Raw genomic sequence first — 17,728 nt, forward strand, 5'->3', positions numbered from 1 at the left:
GGTGTGCCAACCCCAAACCCCCTCGCCCCCCGGCCTACACCTTGTTGGAGCCTGGTGCCCCCGCTACGGCTATTAAAACCCCCCCTCCGGGGCCAAGCCTCGCTCCTACAGGCGAAGGCGATTTCATGGACGCCTTCGCGGGCAAGCCTCGCTCCTACAGGCGAAGGCGATTTCAAAGACGCCTTCGCCGGCAAGCCTGGCTCCTACAGGTTATTCTTGCGCCTTTTAGTCAAGGCCATTCCTCATCCATGTCTACTTCCCCTCGCATCATCCACATCGCCGCCGCCCTGTTGATCGGCTCCGACGGCCGCACTCTGCTGGTCCGCAAACGCGGCACCGAAGCCTTCATGCAACCCGGCGGCAAGATCGAAGCCCATGAGCAACCGGTCCATGCCTTGGCCCGCGAGCTGGAAGAAGAACTGGGCCTGGTCATCGACCCGACGCAAACCACGTTTCTGGGCCAATTCTCGGCACCGGCCGCCAATGAACCGGGTTTTGTCGTCCAGGCCGAACTGTTTCTGCTGAACATCGACGCAAACGTCACTCCGGCCGCCGAGATCGAAGAAGTGCGCTGGATCGACCCGGCCACTGACGGTCATCTCACGCTGGCGCCATTGACACGGGATGTGATCCTGCCGTTTTATCGAGCCTCGCTGACTGCGATCGCCTGATCAACACTGGACCCAGGACTGCCCCATGATCCCGCTTCAAGACTTGCTGATCTTCGCCGCCGCCGCGTTGCTGATGGTACTGACGCCGGGGCCGAACATGATTTACCTGATCTCCCGTTCGATCTGCCAGGGGCGCAGGGCCGGGGTGACGTCGTTGCTCGGCGTGGTGGCAGGATTCTTCGTACATTTGTTCGCCGCCGCGGCCGGTTTGACCGCAGTGTTCCTGGCGGTGCCGATGGCGTATGAAGTGTTGAAATGGGCCGGCGCGCTGTACCTGGTGTGGCTGGCCTGGCAAGCGGTCAAACCCGGCGCGCGCTCGCCGTTCGAAGCCCAGCAGTTGCCGCCGGACTCATCGCGCAAACTGATCACCATGGGCTTTCTCACCAGCGCCTTGAACCCGAAGATTGCGGTGTTCTACTTGTCGGTGTTTCCGCAGTTCATCAGCCCGGAACATGGCTCGGTGTTTACCCAGAGCATCATCCTCGGCCTGACCCAGATCAGCGTGAGTTTCTGCGTCAATCTGCTGATCGCGCTGTTCGCCGCTGGAATCGCGTCGTGGTTCGTCAGCAACCCGACCTGGCTGGCGGTGCAGCGTTATTTCATGGGTTTCGTGCTGTCGGCCTTGGCGGTGCGGCTGATGCTTGAACAGCGCAAGGCGGCGTGACCATGTGGATCGAACGCCTGGATGCCAGCCATGCCTTGGACTATCGGGAACTGATGCTCGAAGCCTACGACCGGCATCCGCAAGCTTTCACCTCCAGCGTGCGCGAGCGTGCCGCGATGCCGCTGGGCTGGTGGGAATCGCGATTGACCAGCAAGCTCGATGTGGTGTTCGGCGGGTTCGTGGAGGGGAAGCTGTCGGGCATCGTCGGCCTGGCCTTCGAACCCCGGGAAAAGGCTCGGCACAAGGCGACGCTGTTTGGCATGTACGTGTCTGGCCAGGTTCGTCAGTGCGGACTCGGTTTTGAATTGGTCCAGGCAGCGCTGACGGAAGCGAAAAACCGTCCAGGCCTGAAACTGATTCAGCTGACCGTTACGGCTGGCAATGACGCAGCGTTCAAGCTGTACCAGCGTTGCGGTTTCATCCAGTTCGGCCTGGAACCGCTGGCGGTGCGGGTCGGCGAGGACTACTTCGACAAGATCCACATGTGGCGCGAGATCTAAGATCAAAGTAGATCTTTGGGACCACAAATAACCTGTAGGAGCGAGGCTTGCCCGCGAAGGCGTCCTCGAGGCTGCAAAAAGCTTCGCGGGCAAGCCTCGCTCCTACAGGGGTTGTGTCGTGTGTATGGTCGTTCCCACGCAGAGCGTGGGAACGATCGGGGTTAGCGAACTGCGCTGACGCCGTCGAGGGTGGAGAACGATGTGTCCTTCGCCGTCAGCAAGAAATCGCGCATGTACGGCGCATCCAGCATGTCCGCGCGAATCCCCGCGTACAACGTCGCAAACAAGCCTTTCTCGCCCAGCCGCTTGGCCTTCACATAACCCCGTGAACTGTATTCATGCAGCGCCCAATGCGGCATGCCGCAGACGCCGCGTCCGCTGGCCACCAGTTGCATCATCATCACCGTCAGTTCCGAAGTGCGGACCTGGGCCGGTTCGACGTCGGCCGGTTCGAGGAAACGCGTGAAGATATCCAGCCGATCGCGCTCCACCGGGTAGGTGATCAAGGTTTCCGTGAGCAAGTCTTCCGGCACGATGTACGCCTTGCTCGCCAACCGGTGTTGGTTGGCCACCGCGAGCATCGCTTCGTAGGTGAACAACGGCACGTAGGTGATCCCGGCCAGTTCCAGCGGATCGGATGTCACCACCAAGTCCAGATCGCCACGGGCCAGGGCCGGCAGCGGGGCGAAGGAGAAGCCCGAGGCCAGGTCGAGTTCGACTTCCGGCCAGGCATCGCGGAACTGGTCGATGGTCGGCATCAACCATTGAAAGCAACTGTGGCACTCGATCGCCATGTGCAAACGCCCGGCCGTGCCGCCGGCCAGCCGCGCGATATCGCGTTCGGCGCCACGCAGCAGCGGCAGGGTGGCGTCAGCCAGTTGCAGCAGGCGCAAACCGGCACTGGTGAAACGCACCGGTTTGGTCTTGCGCACGAACAACGGCATGCCCATGCGCTCCTCCAGTTCCTTGAACTGGTGGGACAGGGCCGACTGCGTCAGGTGCAGGCGGTCGGCCGCATCCACCAGGCTATCGGCTTCGCGCAAGGCATGCAGGGTCTTCAGGTGACGGATTTCAAGCACCGGGGGCTCCATGAGGAAAACTTGTGATCAACACGAAAAGGTTGAGTTTGTCTCATGTTGGGTTGGCTGTCGACAATAGGCCCACGTTTTTACAACATCTTTAAAGGGAGAAATTCACCATGGCTCTGGCCCACACACTTGGTTTCCCGCGCATCGGCGCTGACCGCGAACTGAAAAAAGCCCTCGAATCCTATTGGAAGGGCGACCTCGATCAGGACGCTTTGAACGCCGTTGGTCGCCAACTGCGCGCCACCCATTGGCAATTGCAGAAAGACGCCGGCATCGATTTGCTGCCGGTCGGCGACTTTGCCTGGTACGACCAGGTGTTGAGCCATTCCCTGGCATTCGGCGTGGTGCCCGAGCGTTTCGACAGCACCCTGGACTCCAGCGGCCAGCCGACCCTCGACACCCTGTTCGGCATGGCCCGTGGCGCCACTGCGGCCTGCTGCGGTGGTGAGCACACCAAGGCGCAATACGCTCAGGAATTGACCAAGTGGTTCGACACCAACTACCACTACCTGGTCCCGGAATTCAGCGCTGATCAGCAGTTCAAACTGAGCTGGGAGCAACTGTTCGACGAAGTCGCCGAAGCAAAGGCCCTGGGCCACAACGTCAAACCAGTGATCATCGGCCCGCTGACTTATCTGTGGCTGGGCAAAGCCAAAGGCAACGACTTCGACAAACTCGAACTGCTCGAACGCCTGCTGCCGGTCTACAACGAAATCCTCGGTCGCCTCGCCGAGCAAGGCGTGGAATGGGTGCAGATCGACGAACCGATCCTGACCCTCGACCTGCCACAAGCCTGGAAAAGTGCCTTCGAACGCGCTTACCACATCCTTCAATACTCGCCGCTGAAAAAACTCGTGGCGACCTACTTCAGCGGCCTGGAAGACAACCTCGGCCTGGCCGTCAGCCTGCCGGTGCAAGGCCTGCACATTGATGCCGTGCGCGCGCCGGATCAACTCGGCCAAGTGCTGGATCGCCTGCCGACTTACAAAATCCTCTCGGTCGGCCTGGTCAACGGCCGCAACGTCTGGCGCTGCGAACTGGAACAAGTGCTGGCGCAACTGCAACCGGCGCAAGAGCGTTTTGGCGACAACTTGTGGGTCAGCAGTTCCTGCTCGTTGCTGCACAGCCCGGTGGATCTGGAGCGCGAAGACAAGCTCGACCCGGAACTGAGATCCTGGCTGGCCTTCGCCGTGCAGAAGTGCGGTGAAATCGCCGTGCTGCGCGATGCCCTCAACGACCCGCAAGCGCCCAAGGTGCAGGCCGCACTGGCCGAAAGCCGCGCGATCCAGGCCAGTCGTGCGCAGTCGCCACGTATCCATAAAGCCGAAGTTCAGGCCCGGATCAACGCTATCGGCGCGAAAGACAGCCAACGTCATTCGCCGTTCGCCAAACGCATCGAACAACAGCGTGCACGCCTGAAACTGCCGACGTTCCCGACCACCACCATCGGCTCGTTTCCGCAGACCGGTTCGATCCGTCTGGCGCGTCAGGCGTTCAAGCAAGGCAAGCTGTCGGCCAACGATTACACCGACGCCATGCACAGCGAAATCCGCCACGCGGTGCAAGTCCAGGAACGCCTGGGCCTGGACGTGCTGGTGCACGGTGAAGCCGAGCGCAACGACATGGTCGAGTACTTCGCCGAGCAACTGGACGGTTATTTGTTCACCCGTTTCGGTTGGGTGCAGAGCTACGGTTCGCGCTGCGTGAAACCGGCGATCATCTACGGCGACCTGAGCCGCCCGAACGCCATGACTGTCGACTGGATCACCTACGCGCAAAGCCTGACCGACAAGGTCATGAAAGGCATGCTCACCGGTCCCGTGACCATGCTGATGTGGTCGTTCCCGCGTGAAGACGTGTCGCGCAAAATCCAGGCGCAGCAACTGGCCTTGGCCCTGCGTGATGAAGTGGTGGACTTGGAAAACGCCGGCATCAAGATCGTGCAGATCGACGAAGCCGCGTTCCGCGAAGGCTTGCCGCTGCGCCGGGCGCAATGGCAGGAATACCTCGACTGGGCAGTGGAGGCCTTCCGTCTCACAGCCTCCGGTGTGCGCGACGAAACCCAGATCCACACCCACATGTGCTACAGCGAATTCAACGACGTGATCAAATCCATCGCGGCCATGGACGCCGACGTGATCACCATTGAAACCTCGCGTTCGGACATGGAGTTGCTGGAAGCTTTCGAAGCCTTCGACTACCCGAACGACATCGGCCCGGGCGTGTATGACATCCACTCGCCACGGGTGCCGGACACCGCTGAAATGGTCAAGTTGATGAGCAAGGCTGTGAAGCGCATTCCGGCTGAACGCTTGTGGGTCAACCCGGATTGCGGCTTGAAGACCCGTGCGTGGCCGGAAACCGAAGCGGCGCTGGTGAACATGGTGGCGGCGGCGCGGCAATTGCGCAGTCAGCTCGCCTAAGTACGGATGCGGCAAAAAAAAGCCCGCTGAACCGGTGACGGTCAGCGGGCTTTGTTTTGGTTGATGGCTTATACAAGCGCCTTATGGAAGCTTCTTTGTCCTGCATGATTGACGAAATACCCGGTCACTCCCAGATTTGCGCCATATTCTGGGCTGATGACATCGGAGCGAGTGGCGCCCGATCCAGCGTCATCCATGCCATATCAAAAACATTTCCGCGACCACCCTCCATGCCGCTTTCGAGGTACAGCGTGCACTCGGGTGTGGGCGGTACAAAATGCAGGCTGAGCACCTCCAGGACCTGGTTGTTCAACCGCACAAAGTCCGATGCGGCGCCGGTGCTGGAGCGCAAGCGAAGGGACGGCTGAAGGTTGCCGGTTGCCGACTGGACCACGGCGACCTGGAGCCGATAACTGGCGCCGGATTGGAGGTTATTGAATGATCTGGACAGTATGTCCGCCGGGGCTGCGCCGGATACGGTCTCGGTCTTGAGTACGCAATAGCGTCCGCACGGTGACTGGAAAAAGGAGAACACGTTCTTGAAATCCGGATCGTGCGGGACCCAGCCTTGATAGTCCGGGTAATCGAAAACCACTCGGTCCTCTGACAGTCCTGGCTGGACAGTGAACACGTACGGTGGCGAGTGTTGCGTACTGTCGATCGACCGCACCGTGATGACATGGCGCGCTACCGCAAAGGTTCGCGCCGGCACGACCCAGTCGCCATTGGCATCCACCGTGAAGCGTCCCAGATTGCGCACCCCCTCATAGACAACCACCGATTGCCCCGCTGTCGCCCGGCCGCGAATAACCAGGGCGTTGCGGTAGTAAGTGACGCCAGTGTGGGGGATCACCTGATCCCTGGTGGTGACGGCGCTGATGATCGGTATCTGCGGCGGCAAATCCTGCGAATCGAGTACAGCGCTGGGACCGAGCAGCAAATGGGTGGGTTGGCCGAGGGCTGCTCTTGATGCCGGCACATGACGACGCACACCGGTGTGATCGGATTCGAACACCACGTGCGCCGAACACGGCGCCATCGGGTCCGGGCCATTTTTGATCTGGTCCTGCACGGTGTAGAAAAGCGTCAGTCGCGGACCGTTTGCAGCCTGCCGGAACTGTTGTGCCGTCAATGTCCGCACGATGCATTGCGGTTCGTTCGCCACGCATTGTGGGAGCTCATCGGGCGACACCGTGAAACACACGGTCAGGTTGCCCATGGTCAGTGTGATGACGTCGTGAGGCCGGCAATAGGGATAGCAAAAGCTCACCTCGACGCCCAGCGCTATACGTTCGGCATCCAGACCATTATCGATAACGTCCTGTGGCAGTTTCAGTTGCAATTCCGAGTGTCCGGGATTGCAATCGCGGTCCTTGTTGCCGGGGCGGATGGCGTTGTACAGGACCCTCAATGGCGGCGAGAAGGTTTCGGTGTCATGGCTGACCCGGCTGATCGTGGCTTGCAGCAAGTTGATCCTGTCGGGCATGAGCTCAAGCTTGGGAAGCTTCATCTCATGCCGACACTTCACCGTGCCGGACTGGATGATCAAGGTGTCGACGATGCGTCCGTTGAGCAGTAGATCGATCACATCCAAAGCCACGGCCCCTGTCACCGGATTGATAATGACCCTGGAACCGTTGAGGTCACTGTCATCGTAAATCCGTAGCGAGACACCACAATCGGCGCCTTCCACCGCTTCAGTCGCTCCTAAAATGGTCGGTTGGGCGATCTGCAACACACCGTCTTCGGGAGCAGCCGCTGGCGGATGCGGCGGCTCACTGCTCCTGTGCGTGTGACCGACAATCAGAATTTCCGTGGCCGGTAATGTCTGCGTAGCGCCATGGGCGTCGGTGCGGGTGAAAAACAGCCGGGCACTGCCACCGGCCAGCTCCTGCATGACCTCGTTGGGAATCTTGAAGTCCAGCCTCGATGGGCTTTCCAGGGTTTGTTCCAGGGTCAACACCTTCGACTTGCCTGCGCGGTCCAGGCCTCGCCAGACCAGTTTCAGCGTGTCACCGTGGGCAAAATCCTGAGTGTCGAGGCTGACCTTCGCCGAGCGGCTGCCCAATCGGCTCAGGTACAACGTGTGCTGCTGATCGGTGCCTTCCACCGTCGCAAGTATCGGTTCGTCGGTGCCGCACTGGATCATCAGTACGCGGCCCGGTGAGTGATCCAGCGCGCAATTTCTCAGTTCATCAAACACCGTGTAATACACAACGACCGCGCCGTCGCCATTGCTGGCAACCTTGTCTCTGGACAGCGTAAACGTCAGCGGCTGTCCAATCTCGGCGGCTTTTACCGTATGCAGCAAGGCCCAGTTGCCAAACATCAGCGTGACCTTGTCGTTCGGGCTCATGCCCTCATAGGCGGGCACGATGACGGTTTCATCCTGCTGAGCGTTGAGCGTGGTGGAGCTGATGTATGGCGCAGCAAGCGGTTTATCGATACCGCCGGGCAAACGGGTCTTGACCCGAACTTGCAGCGGGGCGGATCGCTCAATGTTCACCCGGTACGTCAGGGTGAAAACACCTTCGGGGATCAGCGTCGCCGGGATGTATGGGGTGATGGACTGTCCGGCGTAATCCTTCTTCACCGGCAGGACCAGCACCAGCCGCGTGTCGAGGTACACCGACACACTGTCGCCGGGTTTGACGCCGTTGGAGTCAATGGCGATTGGCAAGCCTCGCTCCATGAGCATGGCCTGATTGACGCCCAACTCCGCACGCTCGACGCAGGTCATCGCGCCGGGTATTTCCAGCGCTGGGCGGGTGGCCAATTCCTGTCTGGCCTCGGGGCAATTGGTTGTGATCATGAACGCAACCTCTGTGTGTGCCCGGAGGGGCGATTGAATACACAACGGGGGAGGCTGCCTACTGTCAGAAATAACAGGTGGACGGGGTCTTCCGATGAGCGGCTGCAAGGACTTGTCTGGAGGATGCCGCGAGCCCCGACACGACCACTCGGCAATCTTCATCAAACTGTCACGCAACTGTGGCAGCGCGCTTGAACAAACTTCATCAGACTCGCGCTCTACTGGGGTTCTGCGTTTCGGTGTTTTTCATGTGTGTACGATTTTTTTCAAGGGCGGTACTGTTGGCTGCGCTTTTATTCAGCCTGCCGTCCCTTGCGGCCTCGCGTTGTGACGTCAATGTCCCGACTGAACATGCCGATCTGGACCAGGTGAGCCTGGCGTACCAGAGCATTGGCCGTGCGTCTGATCCGGCATTGCTGCTGGTGATGGGGCTGGGCGGGCAACTGATCCACTGGCCGGACGAGGTGGTGGTTGCCTTGTGTCAGCAGGGCTTTCGGGTGATTCGCTATGACAACCGCGATGTCGGGCTGTCGACCTGGCGCCAGACGCCGGCCAACGCCAACCTGACCTTCGAAGTGTTGCGCTACAAACTCGGCTTGCCGGTGGCGGCGCCGTACACCTTGACCGACATGTCCGAGGACGCGTTGGGGCTGATGGACGCGTTGCACATCGAGCAATTCCACGTGCTGGGCGCAAGCATGGGCGGGATGATCGCCCAGCATATGGCAGCGATGGCGCCGCAGCGGATCGAAAGCCTGACGTTGATCATGACCAGTTCCGGGGCCGAAGGCTTGCCGGCGCCGAGCGCGGCGCTGGTGCAACTGTTGTCGCGTCGCGGCGCACCGAATCGCGAAGTCGCGCTGGAGCAACAGGCGGATTTGCTCGCAGCCCTGAGCAGCCCGAGCGTGAGCGATGACCGGCAAGTGTTGCTGCAACAGGCGGCGGCTTCATATGACCGAGCGTTCAACCCCGAAGGCGTGAAGCGCCAGATCATGGCAATCCTCGCGGAGCCGAGTCGGGTGGCGTTGCTGAATCAATTGCGCGTGCCGACGCTGGTGGTGCACGGCACGGCGGACCCATTGCTGCCGGTGATGCACGGCGTCCACCTGGCGGCGCACATCCGCGGCAGTCAGTTGAAACTGATCCCGGGCATGGCCCATCGTTTCCAGGAAGCGTTCAAGGCGCCGTTGCTCGCAGCGGTGTTGCCGTACTTGCAGTCCCACCGCGAAGACACCTCGCATTGGGCGCAGATCGAACCGGTGGCAACCCCCAACCTCCTGTAACCCACCTCCCATATTTTGTGGGTGACACAATCCCCCTGTGGGAAATGTGAATCAGGGATCTGCTGCAACCCCAGCCCCGTCGGGTGTATTGTTCGAGCTTTACGGCGCGACATTAGCCTGCGAGGTACGCGATGAGTAACTCCCTGAAAATCGATTTTGTCAGCGACGTGTCCTGCCCCTGGTGCGTCGTGGGTCTGTATGGTTTGACCAAGGCGTTGGACCTGCTGGGTGACGAGGTGCAGGCCGAGATCCGTTTCCAGCCGTTCGAGCTGAACCCGAACATGGGCCCTGACGGCCAGAACATCACCGAACATATCACCGAAAAATACGGCTCCACCCCGGAGCAATCGCAGAAAAACCGCGAGATGATCCGCGCCCGTGGCGCCGAGGTCGGGTTTGCCTTTCGCACCGACGGCAACAGCCGCATCTACAACACCTTCGACGCGCACCGCTTGCTCTACTGGGCCGGGCTGGAAGGGTTGCAGTTCAATTTGAAAGAAGCGCTGTTCAAGGCGTATTTCACTGATGGTGGTAATCCGTCGGACCCCGCGCAACTGGCGCAGATTGCCGAAAGTGTTGGACTGGATCGGCAACGGGCTGAAGTGATTCTGGCGTCGGATGAATACGCCAAAGAGGTTCACGAGGAAGAACAGTTGTGGCTGTCGCGCGGAGTGAGTTCGGTGCCGACGGTGGTGTTCAACGGGCAGTACGCCGTGACGGGCGGGCAGCCGGTAGAAACGTTTGTCGGGGCGATCCGGCAGATCATGAGCGAGGCGAAGGGCGGGACCGTCAGCTGATCCTGAGGTGAGTGGGATTGATACTGTGGGAGCGAGCCTGCTCGCGAAGGGGCCGTCAGCTTCAACATCATTGTTGAATGATCCACCGCATTCGCGAGCAGGCTCGCTCCCACAGGGGGGCGTGGTCAGCGGACAATCTTGTCCACATGAATCCCCAATTTCTTCAGCCGATACCAGAAGCTGCGCTCGGAAATCCCGATCAACTGCGCCGCCGCTGCCTGCACGCCATTGCTCTGTTGCAACGCCGCCAGAATGTAGGCTTTTTCAACTTCAGCCAGCGCCGCTTCCAGGTCCGCCGGCACGCCGTTGTTTTCAACCAGCACACCGCCGTCGGCGGGGCGTGAGGCGAACAGATACGCCGGCAAGTCATCCTCTTCAATCACCGACCCACTCGCCACAATCGTCGCGCGCTCCACGCAGTTCTGCAGTTCGCGAATATTCCCCGGCCACGAATAATTCGCCATCGCCTGCAACGCCTCCGCGCTAAAACCGCTGAACCGTTTACCGGCCGCAGCACCCAGCGTATTAGCGAAATGCCGGGCCAACGGTGCGATGTCTTCGACCCGTTCGCGCAGGGCAGGCAGCGGAATCGGGAACACGTTGAGGCGGTAATACAAATCTTCGCGAAACTCTTTTTTGGCCACCGCATCCAGCAGATTTTTGTTGGTGGCCGCGATCACCCGCACATCGACCTTGCGCTCACGCGGATCACCCACCGGCTCGATCACCCGCTCCTGCAACGCGCGCAAGATCTTCGCCTGCAAGGCCAAGGGCATTTCGCCGATCTCGTCGAGAAACAGCGTGCCCTTGTCAGCCTGTTGAAAGCGCCCAATCCGATCCGCCACCGCACCGGTAAACGCGCCTTTGCGATGGCCGAACATTTCGCTTTCCAGCAAGCCTTCGGGGATCGCCGCACAGTTGACCGCCACGAACGGCTTGTCGGCGCGGTTGCCGTGTTTGTGGATGGCGCGGGCGACCATTTCCTTGCCGGTACCGCTTTCGCCGGTCAGCAGAATCGTCGCGTTGCTTTCGCGCACCGAATCGATCGCTTGCAGTACCCGGCGGAAACTCGGGCTATCGCCCACCAGGCTATCGATCTGCTGGTGTTCGTCGAGTTCGGCACGCATGCGCTGGTTGTCTTTGAGGATGTCGCGAAATTGCAGGGCCTTGCTGACGGTGATGTCCAGTTCGTCGATATCGAACGGCTTGGCGATGTAGTCGAAGGCGCCGTTGCGCATCGACTGCACGGCGTTTTTCACCGTGCTGTAGGCGGTCATCACGATCACCGGTAGCTGCGGGAAACGGCTTTTGATTTCCGCGAGCAATTGCGGACCGTCCATGCCCGGCATGCGCCAGTCGCTGATCACCAGGTCAATGTCCTCGCACTCCAGCACCTTGAGCGCGTGCAGGCCGTTGCCGGCGGTGAACACGCTGATGCCGTTCTGACTCAGGGCCGATGCCAGCAGGTCGCAGAGCTTGGGCTCGTCGTCGACCACCAGTACGTTATGTGTCATCGCTCGCCTCGTCGAAGTCGTCGCCATGGGTCGGAATGTACAGGCTGAAAGTGGCGCCGGCATCTTTTTCGCTGGTGCACTCAATGTGCCCGTCATGGTTTTCCATGATCGAAAACACCTTGGCCAGACCGAGGCCGGTGCCCGAAGCCTTGGTGGTCACGAATGGGGTAAAGATCCGTTCCAGCATGTCGGGCTCGATGCCCTGGCCGGTGTCCGCCACGCTGATGATGGTGTGGGCGGCGTCGCGGTGGATGCCGAGTGTCAGGTGGCCGCCATCGGGCATGGCGTCGATGGCGTTGACGATCAGGTTCAGCCCGGCCTGCTTGAGCTGGCGCGCATCGGCGTACAGGGTCGCGCCCGGCGCCTGGTCGTCGATGTGCACCTCGATGTTGTGGCTGGCCAGTTCCGGCGCGCAGAACCCCACCAGCTCATCCACCAGCGGTCGCGCCGCTTGGGTCGAGCGCAGGGGGGCGCTGGGTTTGGCGAAGTCGAGGAAATCGGTGATCAGGTCATTGATGCGGCTGACTTCACTGACCACGTATTCCAGATGCCGCTTATCGGTCTCGGGCAAATCCGCGCGGCGGTGCAGCAGTTGGGTGGCGGTCTTGATGATGCCCAGCGGGTTGCGGATTTCATGCGCCAGGCCCATGGCAACTTCGCCCAGTGCATGCAAACGATCGCGGCGGCGCAGTTGCGATTCCAGGTGTTGCAACTCGCCCAGGCGTTCGCTCATGTGGTTGAAGGTGCTGCTCAGTTCCGCCAGTTCGTCGCCGCCGGTGACCGCCAAGCGCTGGCGATAATCCCCGGCGATCACCGCTTGCACGCCGTTGGACAAACCGCGCAACGGTTGGGTCAGGCGTTGCGAAACCAGCCAGCCGACACCGAGGGACGCCGCCGAACTGAGCAGAAAAATCAGGATGAACAGGTTGCTCTGGTTTACCAGCCCCACCAGGCTGGTATGGCGCAGCAAGCCGCTGAAGATCACGCCTTGCAGCTCGCCGTTTTCATTGAGGATCGGCCGATAGATGCCGCTGTAGCGACTGGTGAATTGTTCGGTCGGCTGCTTAGTGGTGCGCAGGATCTGCTCGATTTTTTCCGGCACCGCCGCCGGGTGATCTTCGAAGCGCTGACTGGAGAAAATCTCGGAAAAGTCATTGCCCTTGGCCAGGTACAACCGCAAGTCCAGCGAGTGCACGTCGGAGACGCTGGTCAGAAAGCTGTTGTCGAGGTAGGTGGCGATCACCAGTTTGTAATCGACGCCGTCCTGTTCGGTCTCGAAGGTCGAGACCACCGTGCCGGTCGGCACGCCGCCGATCTGCAAGGTCTGCATCACCGCTTTGGGCGCGGTACTGATCTGCCGCACGATGTCATCGGCGGCGGTGCTGAACACCACTTTGTGATCGCTGTTGCGCACCAGCGCGACGACATCGATGCCCATCGAATCGGCGATGTCAGTGGTCAATCGGTCGTGGCGCAGCGATAACTTATCCACTGGCGGACGGACGTAACGCAAGAACAACTGCGCGGCCCGAGCGTTGTCACGGAGGATTTCGCTGATCTCGTCTTCGACGATCTTGGTCGATTCCTGCAGCCAGATGCGCACGTTGCTGTCGAAAATCTGCGACAGGGTGGTGGCCGCCAGTTCCGCGGCGATCATGGTCGGGATCACGCTGACCAGCCAGAAGGCCAGGACCAGTTTGCGTTGCAGGCTCCAGCCGGAAAGGGCGAAGGGTCGGGCGTTGACAGGTCGGTGTCTGGTCATCGGGTTTCGCTTGTCGAAAGCCATGGCGGGAGAAATCGTGAGGCCTGGTTCAATACAGTAGCCGACATTGCCCCGCCAGTGGCGACCCGTCTGCAACCGGGTTCGCCATGGGCTCAGGCCAGTTGTCGGTATTCCTGGCGCAGAGGTCGCGGGGTGGAGCGCTGTTGGATGAAACGCTGTTGGATAAAGTCCACGCTCAGCTCAATCACTCGGCGGTATTGCAGGTCGACGGTGATCATGTGATAGCAGTCGTCCAGCAACACCTTGACCACCGGCCCGCCGAGTTTGCGTTCGACGTAATCGGCGTTCCAGCGGCTGGTGATGTCGTCCTCGATGGAGTGCAGCACCAGCGCTTGGGTGGTGATCGACGGCATGCATTTTTTCACCACGGCATTGAGTCGGTGCAGTTCGCGAACCGTGACGCCTTCCATAGTCAGCAGACCGGCTGCGCTGCTTTCGCCTTCCTTCATCTGGCGTTCGACGATGGCGCGCAGGCGTTCGTTCTTGATGCCGTAGGGCGGTTTTTCTTCGAAGCTGCAAAGGTGCACGCCGAACGGGATGCGCATCAGCAACGGCGTGAGGAACGCCAGTTTGTTGATGCTCCAGCCGTCGTAGCGCAGGGTGGTCGAATACAGCAGCAAGCCTTCGATTTGCCCCGGGTGCTCGGCCGCCAGGTACATCGACAACACCGCGCCCATGGACAAGCCGCCGACGAACACATGCTCGTGTTTGCGCCGCACACCGACGAAGGTATTGCGCGCGCTTTCGTACCAGTCGCGCCAGCCAGTGGCTTGCAGGTCAGCGTTGCCGCCGCAGTGCCCGGCGAGGGTCGGCACGTAGACCGTGTGCCCGGCTTTCGCCAGGCCCATGGCCACCCGACGGAGTTCCGTCGGGGTGCCGGTGAGGCCGTGGATCAACAACACCGCGACCTCGCCCGAGCCGAGAACGAAACCGGCGCTGCCTTCGCCCATATCGATCTCGTCATGCATCATCTTTTCATCGCCCGGTGCAAGAGACGGTCGAGGAGGGCGAGACCCAGGTCGATTTCCGGGTAGCTGATTTCCAGCGACGGGGCCAGGGTGATCACGTTCTTGTAGTAACCGCCCACGTCGAGGATCAGGCCCAGGCGTTTGCCGTCGATTTCGATGTCGCCCTTCATGCCTTCGTCGACCATGAAATCCAGGGTCGCCTTGTCCGGCGTGAAGCCGTCCGGGCCGCAGATTTCGCAGCGCAGGGCCAGGCCCAGGCCATCGACGTCGCCGATGATCGGGTAGCGTTTCTGCAGGTCTTTCAAGCCTTCGAGGAAGTATTTGCCCTTGGCCATGACCATCGCGCCGTAATCGACTTCGCTGGTCATCTTGAACATTTCCAGGCCGACCGCAGTGCCCAACGGGTTGGACGCGAAGGTCGAGTGAGTCGAACCCGGCGGGAAGATTTTCGGGTTGATCAATTCTTCCTTGGCCCAAATGCCGCCCAGCGGGTTGAGGCCGTTGGTCAGCGCTTTGCCGAAGACGATCACGTCCGGTTTGACGTCGAAGTGTTCGATCGACCACAGCTTGCCGGTGCGCCAGAAGCCCATCTGGATTTCATCGACCACCATCAAGATGCCGTGTTGATCCAGCACATGCTTGAGTTCGCTGTAGAAGTTCATCGGCGGGATCACGTAGCCGCCGGTGCCCTGGATCGGCTCGACGTAGAAGGCTGCGTATTCGCTCTGGCCGACTTTCGGGTCCCAGACGCCGTTGTATTCGGTCTCGAACAGACGGGCGAATTGCTGCACGCAATGGCTGCCGTATTCTTCCTTGGTCATGCCTTTCGGGCCACGGAAGTGGTACGGGAACGGGATGAAATTGGCGCGCTCGCCGAAGTGGCCGTAGCGACGGCGATAGCGGTAGCTGGAGGTGATCGACGACGCGCCGAGGGTGCGACCGTGGTAGCCGCCCTCGAAGGCGAACATCAGGCTTTTGCCGTTGGTGGCGTTGCGCACGACTTTCAGCGAGTCCTCGATGGACTGCGAACCGCCGACGTTGAAGTGCACGCGACCGTCGAGGCCGAATTTTTTCTTGGCATCGACCGCGATCATTTCCGAGAGCTCGATCTTGCCTTTGTGCAGGTACTGGCTGGCGATCTGCGGCAGGGTGTCGATCTGTTGTTTCAACGCGTTATTGAGGCGCGGGTTGGCGTAACCGAAGTTGACCGCCGAGTACCACATTTGCAGGTCGAGGTAGGCCTGGTCTTCGGTGTCCCACACGTACGAGCCTTCGCAGCGGCTGAAGATGCGCGGCGGGTCGATGTAGTGAACGGTGTCGCCGTAGGAGCAATATTTGGCTTCTTTATCCAGAAGGATCTGGTCTTCGGCGGTAGCGATTCGAATATCAGACATGATGGAAGAGTTCCTGTGTTTCGACGTTGAAAGAGGTGGCGTTGGCGCTGCTGGCAACAGGCAGCAGGGCCAGCAGGGCTGGAAGTTCGGCGAAGCTGTCGAAGCGTGCGTAGGCGATGCCGTTGCGCTCGCAGTGCTCGGCCAGGCGATCCTTGGCGAACACGAAATCGGCGGTAGACGCCACGCACATGTCCGACTGACCGTCACCGATCACCAGCACCCGTTTGCTCTTGGGCGTGGACTTGCATTTGCAGTTGCCGGACGCGGCGCGGCAGGCGTCGCTGGAGTACGGGAAGTCGATGCGCCAGCTCTCGTGGCCGAGTTGGCGCAAGCGGTTGGCGAGGATCGGCAGCAGGGTCACGTAGTTGCGCGCAAGAATCCGCGCGATGCCTTGCTCGATGCCGTCGCTGACGACTTCGAGAGTGGCGCCGAGGCCGATCACGTGGTCGACGAAGTCGGGGAAGTCCGGGTCGATTTCGATCGTGTCGAAAAACGCGAGCAGTTCGTTCGGCGTGGCCTTGACCAGCGAGAGCTGGCGGCTGAGGCATTCACGGGAACCGATGTCGCCTTGCAGCCACTCGTTTTCGATCGCTTCCCAGCTCGGGTCGGCGAAGCGCTGGAGGATGCTGTCGATCACGTCGGTGCGGGTGATGGTCCCGTCGAAATCACACACGATATGCCAATCATTCATCTGCATTACCTATTGGGGCAGGGCGCGCTGTTTGCGCTTGCAGAAGGGGTAGAGCAGGGACTGTGCCAATCGGCTTTGGCCCCGTATTTACGGGGTTTCGGCGGGTGTGCGCGTTGGCGAAGCTACAATTTTTGTAGGTCGCTACAAACAACATGAGTGCTTGCGCAGGGAGGGCGAAAAGAGGATTGATGCGCGCATATCTTGTTAAGGAAGGGCCTCATGTCGAGGATTACGCTTGCTCTGTTTACGGCGCTGACGTGCTTGTCAGCCAACGTCCTGGCCGATGGCATTACCGGTGAGGCCGGTGCGGGGCTGAGTTATCAGCCTCATGACCCGACCGGCAGTCGCCATGAAGTCCGGCCGGTGCCGTATTTCGATCTGGACTGGGGCGATGTCAGCCTCAGTACCGATGACGGGTTGACCTGGAGCGCGCTGAAAACCAACGGTTTCAGCGCCGGGCCGTTCCTCAATTACCTGCCGGGGCGCACCGCCAACGGCAGTTTGCAGGGCCTGCACGATGTGCCGGACATGGGCGTGGCCGGTGGGTTCGTGCAATACGCGCCGGCTGATTTCTGGCGGGTGTTTGCGACTGTGGGCGAGGCGGTCGGCGGGCCGCAAGGCGTGGTCGGCAGGGTCGGTGGCGAGATCGGTTATCCACTGGGTGGTGGGGTGATTGGCAGCAGCAACCTGACCGCACACTTTGCCGATGCGCAGCAGAATCAGGCGTTTTATGGGGTGAGTGGTTCAGAGTCGCAGGCTTCGGGAATTGCCCGCTACAACGCTGGTGGCGGTTTGCAGAACGTGGCGTTGACCCAGAGCTTCGAGTTTCCGCTGGCAACCCATTGGTCGCTGTTGACCAGTGCGAGCTGGATTCACCTGACGGGCGCGGCAGCGGACAGCAGCATCGTCAAACAGGTCGGGCAGCAGGATCAGGGGGAAGTGCAGGCGGCGGTGGCTTACAAGTTTGACTGACCTGAGCACAGTGCCGAGCGAGCTTTTTGTGGCGAGGGGGCTTGCCCCCGTTCGGCTGCGCAGCAGTCGTAAACCCTGCAACTGAGGTCTGTCTTGATGGACTGTGGCGGATGGTTTGGGGGCGGCTTCGCCACCCAACGGGGGCAAGCCCCCTCGCCACAATGGACT

Annotated in this window: 14 protein-coding genes; 7 read left to right on the plus strand and 7 right to left on the minus strand. The window is 60.8% G+C overall.

Annotated features, from left to right (window positions below):
- The first annotated feature begins 248 nt into the window (after nt 1–248).
- The 3 genes from ACIOYV_RS13250 to ACIOYV_RS13260 are packed head-to-tail and all read left to right on the plus strand — an operon-like array spanning nt 249 to nt 1,835.
- Nucleotides 249–671 carry an NUDIX domain-containing protein gene (locus ACIOYV_RS13250; RefSeq protein WP_401324236.1) on the plus strand — a complete coding sequence of 141 codons (423 nt, stop codon included), beginning with the start codon at nt 249–251 and terminating at the stop codon, nt 669–671.
- Nucleotides 672–696: 25 nt separating this feature from the next.
- Nucleotides 697–1,335, plus strand: coding sequence for a LysE family translocator (locus tag ACIOYV_RS13255; RefSeq protein WP_401324238.1), 639 nt, complete (start codon nt 697–699; stop codon nt 1,333–1,335).
- A 2-nt stretch (nt 1,336–1,337) separates the two neighbouring features.
- Nucleotides 1,338–1,835, plus strand: coding sequence for a GNAT family N-acetyltransferase (locus ACIOYV_RS13260; protein ID WP_401324240.1), 498 nt, complete (start codon nt 1,338–1,340; stop codon nt 1,833–1,835).
- Nucleotides 1,836–1,996: 161 nt separating this feature from the next.
- On the opposite strand, the gene metR is transcribed toward ACIOYV_RS13260, so the two are convergent.
- On the minus strand, nt 1,997–2,914 hold the full coding sequence (gene metR / locus ACIOYV_RS13265; RefSeq protein WP_054613654.1) for a transcriptional regulator MetR: 918 nt from the start codon (nt 2,912–2,914) through the stop codon (nt 1,997–1,999).
- A 119-nt stretch (nt 2,915–3,033) separates the two neighbouring features.
- On the opposite strand from metR, the gene metE reads away from it, so the two are divergent.
- On the plus strand, nt 3,034–5,346 hold the full coding sequence (gene metE / locus ACIOYV_RS13270) for a 5-methyltetrahydropteroyltriglutamate--homocysteine S-methyltransferase (RefSeq protein ID WP_401324242.1): 2,313 nt from the start codon (nt 3,034–3,036) through the stop codon (nt 5,344–5,346).
- Nucleotides 5,347–5,470: 124 nt separating this feature from the next.
- On the opposite strand, the gene ACIOYV_RS13275 is transcribed toward metE, so the two are convergent.
- Nucleotides 5,471–8,158, minus strand: a complete 2,688-nt coding sequence (locus tag ACIOYV_RS13275; RefSeq protein ID WP_401324244.1) for a hypothetical protein — start codon at nt 8,156–8,158, stop codon at nt 5,471–5,473.
- A 248-nt stretch (nt 8,159–8,406) separates the two neighbouring features.
- Between ACIOYV_RS13275 and ACIOYV_RS13280 the strand changes: the two genes are divergently transcribed.
- Both ACIOYV_RS13280 and ACIOYV_RS13285 read left to right on the plus strand, forming a co-directional pair.
- Nucleotides 8,407–9,441: an alpha/beta fold hydrolase gene (locus tag ACIOYV_RS13280; RefSeq protein ID WP_401324246.1), complete on the plus strand. Its 1,035-nt coding sequence runs from the start codon at nt 8,407–8,409 to the stop codon at nt 9,439–9,441.
- Between the two features lie 131 nt (nt 9,442–9,572).
- Nucleotides 9,573–10,238 carry a DsbA family oxidoreductase gene (locus ACIOYV_RS13285; RefSeq protein ID WP_401324248.1) on the plus strand — a complete coding sequence of 222 codons (666 nt, stop codon included), beginning with the start codon at nt 9,573–9,575 and terminating at the stop codon, nt 10,236–10,238.
- 125 nt (nt 10,239–10,363) lie between these two features.
- Here ACIOYV_RS13285 and ACIOYV_RS13290 read toward each other — a convergent pair whose 3' ends face one another.
- From ACIOYV_RS13290 to ACIOYV_RS13310, 5 genes are all read right to left on the minus strand, one after another.
- Complete coding sequence (locus ACIOYV_RS13290; RefSeq protein WP_401324249.1) at nt 10,364–11,752, minus strand: sigma-54-dependent transcriptional regulator; 1,389 nt, start codon at nt 11,750–11,752, stop codon at nt 10,364–10,366.
- Nucleotides 11,742–13,514 (minus strand): ATP-binding protein, encoded by a 1,773-nt coding sequence (locus ACIOYV_RS13295; RefSeq protein ID WP_401324251.1) that lies wholly within the window; start codon nt 13,512–13,514, stop codon nt 11,742–11,744. The genes ACIOYV_RS13290 and ACIOYV_RS13295 overlap by 11 nt, the downstream gene beginning before the upstream one ends.
- Before the next feature lie 113 nt (nt 13,515–13,627).
- Nucleotides 13,628–14,506 (minus strand): carboxylesterase, encoded by an 879-nt coding sequence (locus ACIOYV_RS13300; RefSeq protein ID WP_163912390.1) that lies wholly within the window; start codon nt 14,504–14,506, stop codon nt 13,628–13,630.
- On the minus strand, nt 14,503–15,897 hold the full coding sequence (locus ACIOYV_RS13305; protein WP_054045244.1) for an aspartate aminotransferase family protein: 1,395 nt from the start codon (nt 15,895–15,897) through the stop codon (nt 14,503–14,505). The genes ACIOYV_RS13300 and ACIOYV_RS13305 overlap by 4 nt, the downstream gene beginning before the upstream one ends.
- A complete protein-coding gene (locus tag ACIOYV_RS13310; protein ID WP_054045242.1) occupies nt 15,890–16,588 on the minus strand; it encodes an MtnX-like HAD-IB family phosphatase in 699 nt (232 codons plus the stop codon). The genes ACIOYV_RS13305 and ACIOYV_RS13310 overlap by 8 nt, the downstream gene beginning before the upstream one ends.
- A gap of 219 nt (nt 16,589–16,807) precedes the next feature.
- Here ACIOYV_RS13310 and ACIOYV_RS13315 point away from each other — a divergent pair, with 219 nt between their 5' ends.
- Nucleotides 16,808–17,560, plus strand: a complete 753-nt coding sequence (locus tag ACIOYV_RS13315; RefSeq protein WP_290023484.1) for a MipA/OmpV family protein — start codon at nt 16,808–16,810, stop codon at nt 17,558–17,560.
- The last annotated feature ends 168 nt before the right edge of the window (nt 17,561–17,728 follow it).

The sequence above is a fragment of the Pseudomonas sp. NPDC087342 genome (genome assembly GCF_044744265.1).
GTDB lineage: Bacteria > Pseudomonadota > Gammaproteobacteria > Pseudomonadales > Pseudomonadaceae > Aquipseudomonas > Aquipseudomonas nunensis.